Annotated in this window: 13 protein-coding genes and 1 pseudogene; 4 read left to right on the forward strand and 10 right to left on the reverse strand. The window is 55.7% G+C overall.

The window, feature by feature from the left end:
- Positions 1-50: 50 nt before the first annotated feature.
- Positions 51-1,535 (reverse strand): carboxypeptidase M32, encoded by a 1,485-nt coding sequence (locus GA0061071_RS15885; protein WP_088237475.1) that lies wholly within the window; start codon positions 1,533-1,535, stop codon positions 51-53.
- A 130-nt stretch (positions 1,536-1,665) separates the two neighbouring features.
- Here GA0061071_RS15885 and GA0061071_RS23710 point away from each other — a divergent pair, with 130 nt between their 5' ends.
- Positions 1,666-1,758, forward strand: coding sequence for a KPN_01571 family protein (locus tag GA0061071_RS23710; RefSeq protein WP_209446737.1), 93 nt, complete (start codon positions 1,666-1,668; stop codon positions 1,756-1,758).
- 62 nt (positions 1,759-1,820) lie between these two features.
- Here the strand turns inward: GA0061071_RS23710 and GA0061071_RS15890 are convergent, their stop codons facing one another.
- Positions 1,821-3,071: an MFS transporter gene (locus GA0061071_RS15890; RefSeq protein WP_088237476.1), complete on the reverse strand. Its 1,251-nt coding sequence runs from the start codon at positions 3,069-3,071 to the stop codon at positions 1,821-1,823.
- A gap of 118 nt (positions 3,072-3,189) precedes the next feature.
- Here GA0061071_RS15890 and GA0061071_RS15895 point away from each other — a divergent pair, with 118 nt between their 5' ends.
- The 3 genes from GA0061071_RS15895 to bioD all read left to right on the forward strand — a co-directional run bounded on the left by GA0061071_RS15895 (position 3,190) and on the right by bioD (position 6,258).
- Positions 3,190-4,086, forward strand: a complete 897-nt coding sequence (locus GA0061071_RS15895) for a LysR family transcriptional regulator (RefSeq protein ID WP_088237477.1) — start codon at positions 3,190-3,192, stop codon at positions 4,084-4,086.
- A gap of 130 nt (positions 4,087-4,216) precedes the next feature.
- Complete coding sequence (mlc, locus tag GA0061071_RS15900; RefSeq protein WP_061495566.1) at positions 4,217-5,437, forward strand: sugar metabolism global transcriptional regulator Mlc; 1,221 nt, start codon at positions 4,217-4,219, stop codon at positions 5,435-5,437.
- 125 nt (positions 5,438-5,562) lie between these two features.
- On the forward strand, positions 5,563-6,258 hold the full coding sequence (gene bioD / locus GA0061071_RS15905) for a dethiobiotin synthase (protein WP_061495569.1): 696 nt from the start codon (positions 5,563-5,565) through the stop codon (positions 6,256-6,258).
- A gap of 34 nt (positions 6,259-6,292) precedes the next feature.
- Here bioD and osmV read toward each other — a convergent pair.
- The 8 genes and pseudogenes from osmV to ynfE form a co-directional block, all read right to left on the reverse strand.
- Positions 6,293-7,442, reverse strand: a pseudogene (osmV, locus tag GA0061071_RS15910) (osmoprotectant ABC transporter ATP-binding protein OsmV).
- A complete protein-coding gene (osmW, locus tag GA0061071_RS15915) occupies positions 7,442-8,089 on the reverse strand; it encodes an osmoprotectant ABC transporter permease OsmW (protein ID WP_061495575.1) in 648 nt (215 codons plus the stop codon). The pseudogene osmV and the gene osmW overlap by 1 nt, the downstream one beginning before the upstream one ends.
- 9 nt (positions 8,090-8,098) lie before the next feature.
- A complete protein-coding gene (gene osmX, locus GA0061071_RS15920; protein WP_088237478.1) occupies positions 8,099-9,001 on the reverse strand; it encodes an osmoprotectant ABC transporter substrate-binding protein OsmX in 903 nt (300 codons plus the stop codon).
- Positions 9,002-9,021: 20 nt separating this feature from the next.
- Positions 9,022-9,732, reverse strand: coding sequence for an osmoprotectant ABC transporter permease OsmY (gene osmY, locus GA0061071_RS15925; RefSeq protein ID WP_088237479.1), 711 nt, complete (start codon positions 9,730-9,732; stop codon positions 9,022-9,024).
- A gap of 284 nt (positions 9,733-10,016) precedes the next feature.
- Positions 10,017-10,628: a Tat proofreading chaperone DmsD gene (dmsD, locus tag GA0061071_RS15930; RefSeq protein WP_088237480.1), complete on the reverse strand. Its 612-nt coding sequence runs from the start codon at positions 10,626-10,628 to the stop codon at positions 10,017-10,019.
- 77 nt (positions 10,629-10,705) lie between these two features.
- Positions 10,706-11,563: a DmsC/YnfH family molybdoenzyme membrane anchor subunit gene (locus GA0061071_RS15935; protein WP_088237481.1), complete on the reverse strand. Its 858-nt coding sequence runs from the start codon at positions 11,561-11,563 to the stop codon at positions 10,706-10,708.
- A gap of 1 nt (position 11,564) precedes the next feature.
- Entirely contained in the window at positions 11,565-12,182 is a 618-nt protein-coding gene (locus GA0061071_RS15940; protein ID WP_088237482.1) for a DMSO/selenate family reductase complex B subunit, read from the reverse strand.
- Between the two features lie 10 nt (positions 12,183-12,192).
- Positions 12,193-14,631: a selenate/tellurate reductase subunit YnfE gene (gene ynfE / locus GA0061071_RS15945; protein WP_088237483.1), complete on the reverse strand. Its 2,439-nt coding sequence runs from the start codon at positions 14,629-14,631 to the stop codon at positions 12,193-12,195.
- Between the last annotated feature and the right edge of the window lie 63 nt (positions 14,632-14,694).

Genomic DNA, 14,694 nt, shown 5'->3' on the forward strand with positions numbered 1-14,694 from the left:
GATGTACAGCGAAAAATAGCGCGCCGGAACGCAGCTCCGGCGCGGGTTTACTACAGGTAACGGTGGGTGAGATGCTCGCGGAAATAGCGCACGTTGAGCGCCTCGCCAGTGGCGTTTTCGATCAGTTGCGCGGTACTGAAGCGGCTGCCATGTTGCCAGATATTTTGCCGCAGCCAGTCGAACAGTGCGGTGAAATCACCGGCGGCAATGGCGTCATCCAGCCCCGGTAGCGCGTTACGCGCGGCATGGAACAGTTGGGCTGCATACATGGCACCCAGCGTATAGGAGGGGAAATAACCAAAGCCGCCGTCGGTCCAGTGAATGTCCTGCATACAACCGTTACGGTAATTGCCTTCAGTGGAGAGTCCCAGCCATGCCTGCATTTTTTCGTTCCACAGTGCCGGAATATCCTCAACCTCAATTTCGCCATCCATCAGCGCGCGTTCGATCTCATAACGCAGGATCACATGCGCCGGATAGCTGACTTCGTCTGCATCGACGCGGATGTACCCCGGTTTTACGCGCTGATTCCAGGCAATAAAGTTGTGCTCTTCAAAGGCTGGCTGCATCCCGAAACGCTGTACGATGGCAGGTTGCAGGCGGCGCAAAAAGGCATCGCTGCGCCCGAGTTGCATCTCAAAAAAGAGGCTTTGCGACTCATGAATGGCCGTGGAGCGCGCGAGCGCGATGGGCTGGCCTGGCCAGTGACGCGGCAGGTTTTGCTCGTAACGCGCATGACCTGTTTCATGCACGACACCAAACAACGCGCTCAGTAGCTCATTTTCATCGTAGCGGGTGGTAATGCGCACATCCTCCGGCACGCCGCCGCAGAAAGGATGCGCACTCACATCCAGACGCCCGCCATTAAAATCAAAACCCAGCACCTGCATGGCCTGTAACCCCAGTTCACGCTGCGCATCAATGGGGAATGGCCCTTGCGGCGCAACCAGCGATTGCTGCGCCTGCTTCGCGACGGCTTTTTGCAACAGGTCCGGCAACCAGGATTTCATATCGCCAAACAGTGCATCCAGACGGGCGCTGGTCATATCCGGTTCAAATTTATCCAGCAGAGCGTCGTAAGGCGTGCAACCTTTGGCGTCCGCACGCAGTTTCGCCTCTTCACGGCTCAGCCTGACGACCTCTTTGAGGTTGGCGGAAAATCCGGCCCAGTCATTATTAGGGCGCTGTGTGCGCCAGGCGTGCTCGCATTTACTGCCCGCCAGCGACTGCGCTTCCACCAGCGCTTCTGGTAACAGGGCCGCTTCCTGGTAATGGCGGGTCATCTCACGCAGGTTGGCTTGTTCAATATCGTCCAGATCTTCTTGTTGCGCGGCCTGTATCCATTGACCGGTTTTCTTGTCGGTAAGGATCTGATGGCGCAATACGCTGAGTTCCGCCAGCGCTTCTCCCCGCGCGGCGCTTCCGCCCGGCGGCATCATGGCGAACATGTCCCAACTGGCGATGGCGGCGAGATGTGAAAAGCGCGACAGGCGAAGAAATGTGCGGGTGAGCTGTTGATAGTTTTGCTTATCCATAATGCCTCTGGTTGTGTTTTTCTGTCATAACCACCTAAAAGTAGTAGTTATGCTGCCGATAATGGGATTTGTACCATAATAGATAAATCTTATTTACATCACCAAATAACAACACAGCGCAGCGATAACCATGAATCCATTTGTATGGGTAATTTTTGCTCTGATGGCGCTTGATGCCGTGCGGGAGCTGATGGGCGCCTCGTCCATACTGGGGTTGTTTTAACAGGTCAACAGCGCAAATAAAAAACCCCGCGCAAGGGCGGGGTCATGATGCTGTTCGCGGCATTACCGCAGGCGAGCGTGGATCCTGCTGCCTACCAACACCGCGATAGCCAGCATTGCTGCAATAAAACCACCCACGCCATTCCAACCGTAACTGTGCCAGAACACCCCACCTAACGTGCCCGCCAGGCTGGATCCCAGGTAGTAGCTGAATAAATAGAGTGACGAGGCCTGGCCTTTGGCGCGTTTTGCACGCGGCCCAATCCAGCTACTGGCGACCGAGTGGGCGGCAAAGAAACCGGCGGTGAACAGCAGCATGCCAGCAAAGATCAGCCACAGCGACGAGAACAGTGTTAACAGCAAACCTATCAACATTATGCTGGTGGCACCCATCATCACCGGGCCACGGCCATATTTACTGGTCATCGCACCCGCTTTCGGCGAACTCCAGGTCCCTGTTAAGTAGGCCACGGACAACAGCCCGACCACCGCCTGGCTCAGCATCCACGGGGATTGCATCAGCCGGTAGCCAATGTAGTTAAACAGCGTGACGAACGACCCCATCAACAGAAAGCCTTCCAGAAAGAGCAGTGGCAGGCCTTTATCGCGCCAATGCAGCCGGAAATGAATAAACAGCGTTTTGGGACGCAGTGAGGACGGGCGGAAATGGCGCGATTCCGGCAAAATTTTCCAGAACATCAGCGCCGAGGCCAGTGCGAAGCAACCAATGGCCGCCAGCGCGATACGCCAGTTAAAAAAGTCGGTAAATACCCCGCTGATCAGGCGGCCGCTCATTCCACCAATAGAGTTGCCGCTGATGTACAACCCCATTGAGAAGGCGACAAAGCTGGGGTGGATCTCTTCGGTTAAATAGGTCATACCGACCGCCGCCACGCCGCTTAATGACAGGCCCAGCAGCGCGCGCATCACCAGAATGCCGTGCCAGCTGGTCATCATGGTCGACAGTAACGTACAGCAGGAGGCGAGTAACAGTGCGGTCACCATCACTTTTTTACGTCCAATCGCATCCGACAGCGGTCCGGTAAACAGCAAGCCGATCGCCAGCATCGCGGTCGAAACAGAAAGGGAGATACTGCTGCTGGCCGGCGAGACGCCAAACTCCTGGGAGAGCACCGGTAAAATCGGCTGTACACAATAGAGCAGGGCGAAGGTCGCTAACCCGGCGGAGAAGAGCGCCAGCGTCACGCGCATGAATTGGGGAGTACCACGTTTAATAAACTGTCCCGGCACAGAAACAGGTTTTTCGTTAACGACGCTTGCCGGCGCGGTGTCAACGGTAGTTGTACGACTCACTCGAGATCCTTAGCTTTTCATCCCGTGATTTTGGTGACGGGCTTACCACCTCATAAGGGTATGAAATGTGTAATATTCTGTCTAATATATTAATAATCTCAAATAAGACTTATTAAATATGAATATCGAGCTTCGCCATCTACGCTACTTTATTGCCGTTGCCGAAGAGTTGCATTTCGGTCATGCCGCCGCGCGGTTGAATATCTCGCAACCGCCGCTGAGCCAGCAGATCCAGATTCTGGAGCAGCAAATCGGCGCGCGTCTGCTGGCACGCACCAACCGCAGCGTATCGCTGACGCCTGCGGGCAAACAGTTTCTGGCCGATAGCCGGCAAATCTTAAGTCAGGTGGATGACGCCGCGGCTCGCGCGGCGCGTTTGCATCAAGGGGAAACCGGTGAGTTACGCATCGGTTTTACCTCATCGGCACCCTTTATCAAAGCTGTCTCCGACACGCTGTCATCGTTTCGTCAACGCTACCCGGATGTGCATTTGCAAACGCGGGAAATAAACACCCGTGAACAGATAGCACCGTTAAACGAAGGGGGCCTGGATTTGGGGTTAATGCGTAATACGCAACTGCCGGAAACGCTGGCATGGCAGGTGATCTTGCGTGAACCGCTGCTGGCTATGATCCACCGCAACCACCCCTTAGCCGCGCGTGAGGCGGTATCGCTGGTGGAACTGGCGCAGGAACCGTTTGTCTTTTTCGATCCGCATGTGGGCACTGGCTTGTATGACGATATTCTTGGGCTGATGCGCCGTTACCACCTGACGCCGACGATTGCGCAGGAGGTCGGCGAAGCCATGACCATTATTGGTCTGGTGGCGGCCGGCATGGGGGTGTCGATTCTGCCTGCCTCTTTCCGGCGTGTAGAATTGCGTGAAATGCGTTGGGTACCGATTACCGAACCGGATGCGGTGTCGGAAATGTGGCTGGTATGGTCAAAACACCATGAACAGGGAACGGCGGCGGCGCGTTTTAAACAGCATCTGCTTGCCGTGGCGGGCGGATGATTTTTGCACATAAGTCCTTGCAAAATGTGCTGTAAATCACAAGCCGGGGTAAAAATTTGACGACGACCCGTGAAGTGCTTCACCATAGCTCAAAAGTTTATTTCGAAGCGCGAAAATAAGGGAGTCAGAGGTGGTTGCTGATAGTCAGCCTGGGCATATTGATCAAATTAAGCAGACCAATGCAGGGGCAGTGTATCGCCTGATTGATCAGCTTGGCCCGGTGTCGCGCATCGACCTTTCCCGACTGGCGCAACTTGCGCCCGCGAGTATCACCAAAATCGTCCGTGAAATGCTCGAAGCGCACCTGGTGCAGGAAACGGAAATTCAGGAACCCGGCAGCCGGGGGCGTCCGGCTGTGGGGCTGACGGTGGAAACCGAAGCCTGGCACTATCTTTCACTGCGCATCAGCCGGGGCGAAATCTTCCTCTCCTTGCGCGATCTCAGCAGCAAACTGGTCGTGGAAGATCGCCTCGAACTGCCGCTTGTTGATCCGTTACCGTTACTGGAACGCGTCACGTCGCATATTGATCGTTTCTTTACCCGCCATCAGAACAAGCTGGAGCGTTTGACTGCTATCGCCATTACGCTGCCGGGCATTATTGATACGGAAAACGGCATCGTTCACCGCATGCCGTTTTATGACGATGTCAAAGATATGCCGTTGGGCGAAGTGCTGGAGAATCACACTGGTGTGCCAGTGTATGTGCAGCATGACATCAGCGCGTGGACAATGGCGGAAGCGCTGTTTGGCGCATCGCGCGGCGCGCGGGATGTGATTCAGGTGGTGATCGATCATAACGTGGGTGCCGGGGTGATCACCGACGGGCGCTTACTGCATGCCGGGAGCAGCAGTCTGGTGGAAATCGGCCATACCCAGGTCGATCCCTACGGTAAACGCTGCTATTGCGGCAACCACGGTTGTCTCGAAACCATCGCCAGCGTAGAAAGCGTGCTGGAACTGGCGCAGCGGCGAATGAGCCAGTCAATGAGTTCGATGCTGCATCAAAAACCGCTAACGGTAGAGTGGCTGTGTCAGGCCGCACAGCAGGGGGATCTGCTGGCAAAAGACATTATCAACGGTGTTGGCGCCAATATTGGTCGTATCCTTGCCATCATGGTGAATTTGTTCAATCCGCAAAAAATATTGATTGGTTCGCCACTCAGCAAAGCCGCAGATATCCTCTTTCCCGCCATTACCGATTGCATTCGCCAACAGGCGCTGCCGGCTTACAGTAAACACATCAGCGTTGAGAGCACCCAGTTCACCAACCAGGGCACCATGGCCGGTGCGGCGCTGGTAAAAGACGCGATGTATAACGGATCGTTGCTGATTCGTCTGTTGCAGGGGTAACAATTTTGCACTGTTGCCCTAAAAATTGCGCTACCTCAAGCTGAGTCCTGTGCACTTAACTTAGACTTTCCCCACTGAATTATTTTCCTGGTTTATATTTTCGTTGAACAACGGTGGGGTTCGTCATGCTTAAGCGTTTCTTTGTAACGGGTACAGACACTTCTGTCGGCAAGACAGTGGCGTCCCGCGCGCTACTACAGGCGCTGGCTGCCAGCGGCAAAACAGTGGCAGGCTACAAACCTGTCGCTAAAGGAAGTAAAGAGACGCCGGAAGGGCTGCGCAATAAAGATGCGCTGGTGCTGCAAAGCGTTTCATCGCTGGAGTTACCTTACCAGGCGGTAAACCCTATCGCGTTAAGCGAAGAAGAGAGCAGCGTTGCACATAGCTGCCCAATCAATTACACCCTGTTATCCAACGGCCTGGCGAATTTGTGCGACCGGGTTGATCATGTGGTGGTTGAAGGCACCGGCGGCTGGCGCAGCCTGATGAATGACTTACGCCCGCTCTCTGAATGGGTGGTGCAGGAGCAAATGGCGGTGGTGATGGTGGTGGGGATCCAGGAGGGGTGCCTTAACCATGCACTTCTGACCGCACAGGCGATTGCCAGCGACGGCCTGCCGCTGATTGGCTGGGTCGCCAACCGTATCAATCCGGGTCTGGCACATTATGCAGAAATCATCAATGTACTGAGCAAAAAACTGCCTGCGCCGCTGGTCGGTGAACTGCCGTACTTGCCGCGCCCGGAACAACGTGATTTGGCGCAGTACATTAATCTGCAAATGGCAACCGGCATGCTGGTGGCCGACCGTGTTTTAGCCTGAAAAAACCCTCCGCATGGAGGGTTTTGCCTGACCGTCAGGCGTCGCTGTGAATATTGAGCACGCGGCGCGTTCTGCCGGAACTTAAATAATCCGCAATGTAGTCCTGAGATATTTCTCCGTTGTAACGCCCCTCTTCGTCGACGATGGGCATCCAGCTGGTATTGCTTTCATACAGTTTCGACAGCACCACGCGCAGGTTATCTTCCGCTTTGCCGGTGATGCGGAACGGATGCAGCAGATCTGCGCAGCGCCCGGCGGCGTTTCGCGCTTCGCGGCGTTTGACAAAACCCAACGGTTTACCCGCGTTATCCACCACGGTAATCGCCCGGATATCGTGATCGTCCATTGTGGCGAACGCCTCCGCCGCAGAGGTGGATTCGCGCACGGTGAGAGTGGGTTGTTGATCCGTGACATCGCCTGCGGAGACCAGCAGCAACCGCTTGAGTGTTCTGTCCTGGCCCACAAAGCTTCCCACAAATTCATTGGCCGGTTTGGCTAACAGCTCATCCGGGCTGGCGCACTGCACAATGCGCCCCTGGCGGAACACCGCAATGTGATCGCCCAGTTTTAGCGCTTCATCAATGTCGTGACTGACCAGCATGACGGTTTTTTTTCAGCGTGCGCTGCATGTCGAGAAACTGATTCTGGATCACTTCACGGTTAATCGGGTCGACGGCACCAAAGGGTTCATCCATCAGCAGCACCGGCGGATCGGCTGCCAGTGCGCGGATCACGCCGATACGCTGCTGCTGCCCGCCGGACATCTCGCGCGGATAGCGGTGGAGGAATTTTTTGGCATCGAGCGCCACCATCTCCATCAGTTCTTCGGCACGGGTTTTACAGCGGGCTTTATCCCAGCCAAGCATGCGTGGCACCACCGTAATGTTCTCTTCAATGGTCATATTAGGAAACAGACCAATTTGCTGAATAACATAGCCAATATTGCGCCGCAGACTGACGGTATCCATCGCGCTGGTGTCTTCACCGTTGATCAAAATCGTCCCACTGGAGGGGGTGATCAGGCGGTTGATCATTTTCAGTGTGGTGGTTTTACCACAGCCCGATGGGCCAAGCAGAACGCACATTTCACCTTCAGGCACTTCCAGGCTGACATTGTCAACAGCCTTGAAGGTCTGGCCGTTTTTTTGCGTAAATTGTTTGGTCAGATTGTCGAGTTTAATCATTAACGGATCCCCTTCGGCGTAAGCACAATTTGTAAGCGATGCAGTAACCAGTCGAGCACGATAGCGAGAAAACAGATCATCAGCGCCCCGGCAATCAACATACGGAGGTCGCTGCCGCCAATGCCGTTAAGCAACAGCAGACCCAGTCCGCCCGCGCCAATTACGGCGGCGATCGCCATCACGCCGATATTCATCACCACGGCGGTGCGAATACCGCCAAAAATGACCGGTAGCGCCATCGGGATCTCTACCCAGCGCAGACGTTGCCAGAACGTCATGCCGATACCACGACCTGCTTCACGCAGACCCGGCGGCAGGCTGTCGAGCGCGGTATGTGTGTTGCGTACAATCGGTAGCAGTGAATAGAGAAAGACGGCGGTAATGGCAGGCACGGCGCCAATACCCTGACCGATCAGCGAAAAGAGTGGGATCATCAAACCAAACAGCGCAATTGAGGGGATCGTTAGCACCAGCGTGGCGATGCCCAATACCGGGGTTGCCAGCCATTGATGGCGGACGATTAAAATCCCCAGCGGTACGCCAATCACAATCGCCAGTCCCACCGCCAGCGCGACCAGCCACAGGTGCTGGAATGTCAACGCCGCCAGATAGCCCGCGTTTTCCATCATGTAATGAATCGTGTCCATAGGCGCTCCTTATAACACCCCTTTTTCGTGCAGAAAGTCGCTGGCGACCTGCTGCGGCGTCTGGTGATCAATATCGACTTTGGCGTTCAGGGTCATGATGACGTCATTATTGAGCAACCCTGAGAGGCTATTCAGTGCCTCTTCAAGCCCCGGATTGGCCGCCAGCGTGTCTTTGCGCACCACCGGCGTCACCGCGTAGCTGGGGAAGAAGCCTTTGTCATCCTCCAGCACTTTCAGATCGAACCCTTTCACACGTCCATCGGTGGTGTAAACCAGCCCGGCATCGACAAAACCGTCGCGAATGGCGTTATAGACAAGGCCGGGATCCATCTGGCGGATTTGCGGGCGATCCAGTTCCATGGCATAGGCCTGTTGTAACGGTTTCATACCGTCGCTACGCCCGGAGAACTCCAGATCCAACCCGAGCAACCAGTTCTTTTTCGGGTCGGATTTACGGATCTGCTCAATCTTCGCCACCATTTCTGACAGGGTGTTGATATGTTCGGCTTCCGCGCGTTTGCGCTGCATGGCGAACGCATAGGTATTGTTCATATCTGCGGGCTTCAGCCAGACCAACCCGTGTTGGGCATCCAGGCGTTTCACCGTTTCATACGATTCCTGTGGTGACATCCGCTTGTTGATATGGTTGAAGATGATCAGCGAGGTGCCGGTGTACTCCCATGTCATATCAACCTGCTTATTAATCATGGCGTTACGGGAAATTACCGTGGCGATATTGGTTTGCGGCTGCACCTGAAAACCTCTTTTTTGCAGGTACAGCACGGTCAGGGCGGACAAAATATGCTGCTCGGTAAAACTTTTGGTGGCGAGGATTAACGGTGCGGCTTGGGCGCTGGCGCTAAACAACGCGATGGCGACCAGGGCTCCCAGCAATCGGCTCAGTCGTTTCATTGGCATTCCTTGTTATGTACTCAGGCTGTGTGCGGGCTCAGATAACGGCCCAGTGCTGCCAGCAGGGTATCGAGGATCAGGGCGAACAGTGCGGTTGCCGCCGCGCCTAAGATCAAGGTTGGAAAATCGTTCAGGTAGATACCGGGGAAAATCAGCTCGCCGTAACTGCTGGCACCAATCAAAAAAGCCAGCGGCGCAGTGCCGACGTTGATAGCGGTGGCAATGCGCACGCCGGAGAGTATCACTGGCAGGGCACTGGGCAGCTCCACCTGGCGCAACCGTTGCCATTTGGTCATACCGATCCCGTTCGCCGCCTCCAGTAATGAAGGGGGCACGGAACAGAGGCCGGCATAGGTGTTGCGTACTATCGGCAGCAACGAGGCCAGGAACAGTGCGATGATGGCCGGTGTATCGCCGATACCAATCACCACCATCGCCAGTGCCAGCACTGCCAGCGGCGGCAGGGTATTGCCAACATTAAAGAGTTGCATCACGTATTCCGCCACACCGCGTGCCGCGGGTCGGCTAAGGGCGATACCACTGGGAATCCCTACTAGCAGCGCAAAAAACATGGAACTGAACACCAGAATCACATGTTGTTGCCCGAGGTAGAGCAAATCAACCTGGCGGGCTTTAACGGTTTCCGGTCCGATTCCCCAGACCAGCAGAGCCAGAACAACGGCAATCCCGGCGAGAAAGAGCAGGGCGCGCGTAAGCGTGGAGGTGTGCATTGCAGTGTGTCTCCCTGTTTGCATGCGTTGTGGCAACAGACGTTGCATGTTGTTATGCCATGTTCGGCAGGGTGTGTTGAGCTATAGCAAGCACCTGGGAAGGATTCCAGTAAATGGCGTCGGTTTTGACACATCGTCAGGTGCCGCGTCACGGGCTCAAGCCGGATGGCGTAACGGCTGTATACAGTGCCTAAAGAATTGTCTTAAAAGCGAAGCATGTAAGTGACACTGTCACTAACGAGGGGGCGCAGAGATGTGTCCCGATCGCCTGATCGGGAGGGAAATTAACGAAAAAGGGGTTTTTGTGCGACCGGGATCAGCAAGCGGGATTGCCAGTCCGCCAGCGTAAGCTGCGCCAGTAAGCCCAGCGCATGCCAGAAAGGATGCCTGGCCTCGTCGCTGAATACGGTGAGAAAACGCCCGGCCCACGGCAGCAGATGCCAGGCCAGCAGTTGATCGCAGGCAACACGGTTGCCTTGTTCTGCCAGCCACGCTGCCAGCAACAGCAATGCGCCGAAGTGATCTTCCGGCTCATTTTGCGTACTGTCGAAAACGACGCTGTTTTCGCGCATCCACTGGCGCAGCGCCAGTGTGGAGTCGCCAAACAGCACACTTTCTTTATCCAGCCACACCGAGCCCCACGGCGGTGCGGGCAACGCGTGAGGACCAATCAGTAAACGCTGCCAGGCGTCCTGCAATGGCTCATCGCTGGTTGTGGTAAAAGCCGCTACCAGCGGCTGAAGGACGGCTTGTGGCAGCGGCCATTGCTCAACCCAGTCATCCTGTTTAAACGCGGCAATCAGCGGTGCTGCGGGTTCGCTGTCCGGTGGATAATAAAAGAGTGCGCCCAGCACGCGGGCGGTAAAAATGAATGCTTCACGGGTATCGTCAGTCATGGTCTTCCTGATAATGTCGGTCAACGTCGTTTAGAGAGGCCGGACAGGGCGCAAACCGCTGTCCGGCACGTACGCGGTTAACCCGCAACGGCAACGCCGACGGTCATATGCAGCCCGTAAAACAGGCCGCGTCCCACGACTTCGCCCGCCACCACCAGCACGATCCCGGCCAGCAGACTGATCACCTGCGGTTGCTTACGCATCACCAGCGGGCAGATCCAGCACCCCAGCCCGAGCGCCACCAGCGCTAAACGCCATACCTGTAGCATGCCGTAATCTGGCACCAGCGCGATGGCCTGCTGTACCGAACTGTGGATTTCGCCTAATTGCACGCTTTGTAACATCACCACTGCACAGCTCGCCACCAGGGCGGCAACGCTCACCGCCGCAAAACGGGATGCGTTATAACGCATCCCCGCCAGCCTTAGCAGCAGCGCCCCCAGTAGCGGCCCGCCAATCAGCATCGTCAGGAAAAAGCTGGCGGTGGTGTAACCGTTGTGCCAGGTGGGAACGGTATCGATTTGGTAAACACGCGTCATCGCCCAGACAAACAGCACACCCAGCACCATGCTGACAACCAGCCATAAGCGCCCGAGCGCAACCGGCATTTTGCCAAGCCATGTCAATAGCCACCAGACACCGCCCACGGCGAAAAACAGCGACCCGGCGGCGATTTCATTACTCAACGCCGATGCGCCCACACGGTTCAGGGAGTTAAATGCCCGCAGCGGTGAGCCGAGGTGCATCATCGAGGCAATAAAGCCAATGCCCATCAAGATCCACAGCAAAAGCTGGCTGCGCACAATGCTTGCCTGTGTACGCTGATCCCCGGAGGTAGCCATCCAGCCAAGGCCGGTGACGATTAATCCACCTGCAACACACTGACCGAGCACGGTAAACAGCACCAGCGGCCATTCATGCCATCCGCTTCCCATGTCACACCTCCTGCGGGTTTGCCAGATAGCCGGTGGTATCCCCTGTCGGGCGGCTGTTGGCGTTGGGTTTGATGACAATATTCGGCCGGGTAAAGTGCGATGCCGGCAACGGCGCGATAGCGGCGAGTGAACCATGCTGTTTGCGCAATTCGTCGATGGGGCCAAAATCCAGCGCCCGTAACGGACAGGACTCGACGCAGATCGGCTTTTTGCCCTGCGCGACACGGTCATAACACCCGTCGCACTTGGTCATATGCCCTTTCGCGGCATTGTATTGCGGCGCACCATACGGGCAGGCCATATGGCAGTAGCGACAGCCGATACACACATCTTCATCCACCACCACAAAGCCATCTTCGCGTTTATGCATAGCGCCGCTTGGGCAGACTTTGGTACAGGCCGGATCGTCACAGTGGTTACAGGAAAGAGAGAGGTAATAGGCAAAAACGTCCTGATGCCAGATACCCTGATCCTCCTGCCAGTTGCCGCCGGCATATTCGTATACGCGGCGGAAACTGACATCCGGGGTTAAATCCTTGTAATCTTTACAGGCCAGCTCGCAGGTTTTACAACCGGTGCAGCGGGCGGAATCAATAAAAAAACCATACTGCCTAGTCATCCGCTACTCCTTAAACCTTTTGGATGTCGACCAGATTTGTGTGCTGCGGGTTGCCTTTCGCCAGCGGCGAGGGGCGGTGGGTGGTCAGAGTGTTGATACAGCCGCCATGATCGACACGATCGCCGTCCATATTGGCCTGATGCCATGCGCCCTGGCCCATTGCGCTGACCCCCGGCATAATGCGTGGCGTCACTTTTGCGGCAATCCGCACTTCGCCACGGTCGTTAAACACGCGCACCATATCGCCATTGGCGATGCCGCGTTGTTGCGCATCGATGGGGTTGATCCACACTTCCTGGCGGCAGGCTTCTTTCAGCACATCAATGTTGCCGTAGCTTGAGTGGGTACGCGCTTTATAGTGGAAGCCAAACAGTTGCAGCGGGTACTGACTGCGTGCCGGTGAGTCCCAACCTTCAAAGGTTGATGCATACACTGGCAGCGGATTAATGACCTCATCTTTTTCCAGCTCCCAACTGCTGGCGATTTTCGCAAGTTGGCTGGAGTAGATTTCGATTTTGCCTGACGGGGTTTTCAGTGGGTTGGCTTGCGGATCGTCACGGAATTTTTTATAGGCGACAAAGTGACCATTCGGATCTTTGCGCTTGTAAATCCCCATCTCCTTGAGCGCGTCGTAGGTGGGCAACTGCGGATCTTTCGCCACCATTTTAGCGTACAGATACTTCAGCCACTCTTCCTGGGTGCGTCCTTCGGTGAAGCGCTGGTAAATATCTGGCCCCAGGCGGCGGGCGATTTCGCTGGTGATCCAGTAAATCGGTTTACGCTCAAACTTCGGTGTGGTCACCGGTTGGAGGAAGATCAGGTAACCCATGTTCCCGGCATAATCGTTGGGAATGATATCTTCCTGTTCCACGGTCATCAGATCCGGCAGCAGGATATCGGCGTACAAGGCTGATGAAGTCATGAAATTCTCAATCACCACGATCATTTCGCATTTGCTGTCATCCTGCAGCATATCGTGGGTGTGATTGATATCGCCATGCTGGTTTGTGAGGGTATTGCCCGCGTAGTTCCAGATGAACTTAATCGGCACATCCAGTTTGTCTTTTCCGCGCACACCGTCGCGGGTGGCAGTCATTTCCGGTCCATGGTCAATGGCATCGGTCCAGGTAAAACAGGAGATTGATGTTTTGACCGGGTTTTCCGGCATCGGCATCCGTTCGATGGTGATGGTGTAAGTGGATTCCCGCGCACCGCTGTTACCGCCATGAATGCCGACATTACCGGTGAGGATGGGCAGCATGGCGATTGCCCGCGAGGTCAGTTCACCGTTGGCCTGGCGTTGCGGTCCCCAGCCCTGGCAGATATACGCCGGTTTCGTTGTGCCGATTTCGCGGGCCAGTTTAATGATCTTATCGGCAGGAATACCGGTGATATGGGCAGCCCACTGCGGTGTTTTTGCCACGCCGTCATCGCCCTGTCCCAGAATGTAGGCTTTGTAGTGCCCGTTGGCGGGCGCGTCTGCTGGCAGCGTTTTCTCGTCGTAGCCCACGCAATAGGTATCCAGGAACGGTTGATCGACGAGGTTCTCGGTGATCAACACCCAGGCCATTCCTGCCACCAGCGCGGCATCGGTTCCCGGACGAATCGGGATCCACTCATCTTCGCGCCCGGCGGCGGTGTCGGTATAACGCGGGTCAATCACCACCATCCGTGCATTGGAACGCTCGCGCGCCTGCTCCAGATAATAGGTGATGCCGCCGCCGCTCATACGGGTCTCTGCGGGGTTGTTACCAAACATCACCACCAGTTTGCTGTTTTCGATGTCTGAGGTGCTGTTCCCATCATTGGAGCCGTAGGTGTAGGGCATGGCGCAGGAGATTTGCGCGGTGCTGTAGGTGCCGTACTGGTTAAGGAAACCGCCGTACATGGCCATCAGACGGGCAATAATGGAGGCTGAAGGGGAAGAGCGGGTAATGTTTCCACCGACGATACCGGAAGAGTAATTAATGTAGACTGCTTCGTTACCGTATTTCTGTACCACGCTTTTTAAACTGTTGGCGAGGGTATCCAGCGCCTCATCCCAGCTAATGCGTTCAAACTTACCCTCGCCGCGTTTGCCCACGCGCTTCATCGGGTAGTTCAGGCGATCCGGGTGGTTGATGCGCCGACGAATCGAACGCCCGCGTAAGCAAGCGCGGACCTGGTGGTTGCCATACTGATCATCGCCGGTATTATCTGTTTCAACCCAGTAAACTTCGTTATCCCTGACGTGTAAGCGCAATGCGCAGCGACTGCCGCAGTTTACGGAGCAGGCGCCCCATACCACTTTATCCGGAGCGGGTTGCATGGCTTGCTGCACTGCGGCCGCGGCGGAACGCATACCGAAAGGGAGATGAAAACTACCGGCAGCCAGCGCAAGCGACCCGAGCGCAGTGGATTTCACCAGCGTTCGTCGGCTTATGCCACCGCTGTGTTCGGTTTCAGACATAGCTCACTCCATTATTATTTATAATTAAAAGAAATTACCCGCCAAATTAATAAGCAGGCTAAC

It is taken from the genome of Kosakonia oryzendophytica (assembly GCF_900094925.1).
GTDB lineage: Bacteria > Pseudomonadota > Gammaproteobacteria > Enterobacterales > Enterobacteriaceae > Kosakonia > Kosakonia oryzendophytica.

What these genes read in the sequence shown, in the direction of transcription:
- GA0061071_RS15885 (WP_088237475.1), bottom strand. Translation starts at nt 1,535, where the DNA reads ATGGATAAGCAAAACTATCAACAGCTCACCCGCACATTTCTTCGCCTG.
- GA0061071_RS23710 (WP_209446737.1), top strand. Translation starts at nt 1,666, where the DNA reads ATGAATCCATTTGTATGGGTAATTTTTGCTCTGATGGCGCTTGATGCC.
- GA0061071_RS15895 (WP_088237477.1), top strand. Translation starts at nt 3,190, where the DNA reads ATGAATATCGAGCTTCGCCATCTACGCTACTTTATTGCCGTTGCCGAA.
- bioD (WP_061495569.1), top strand. Translation starts at nt 5,563, where the DNA reads ATGCTTAAGCGTTTCTTTGTAACGGGTACAGACACTTCTGTCGGCAAG.
- osmW (WP_061495575.1), bottom strand. Translation starts at nt 8,089, where the DNA reads ATGGACACGATTCATTACATGATGGAAAACGCGGGCTATCTGGCGGCG.
- osmX (WP_088237478.1), bottom strand. Translation starts at nt 9,001, where the DNA reads ATGAAACGACTGAGCCGATTGCTGGGAGCCCTGGTCGCCATCGCGTTG.
- osmY (WP_088237479.1), bottom strand. Translation starts at nt 9,732, where the DNA reads ATGCACACCTCCACGCTTACGCGCGCCCTGCTCTTTCTCGCCGGGATT.
- dmsD (WP_088237480.1), bottom strand. Translation starts at nt 10,628, where the DNA reads ATGACTGACGATACCCGTGAAGCATTCATTTTTACCGCCCGCGTGCTG.
- GA0061071_RS15935 (WP_088237481.1), bottom strand. Translation starts at nt 11,563, where the DNA reads ATGGGAAGCGGATGGCATGAATGGCCGCTGGTGCTGTTTACCGTGCTC.
- GA0061071_RS15940 (WP_088237482.1), bottom strand. Translation starts at nt 12,182, where the DNA reads ATGACTAGGCAGTATGGTTTTTTTATTGATTCCGCCCGCTGCACCGGT.
- ynfE (WP_088237483.1), bottom strand. Translation starts at nt 14,631, where the DNA reads ATGTCTGAAACCGAACACAGCGGTGGCATAAGCCGACGAACGCTGGTG.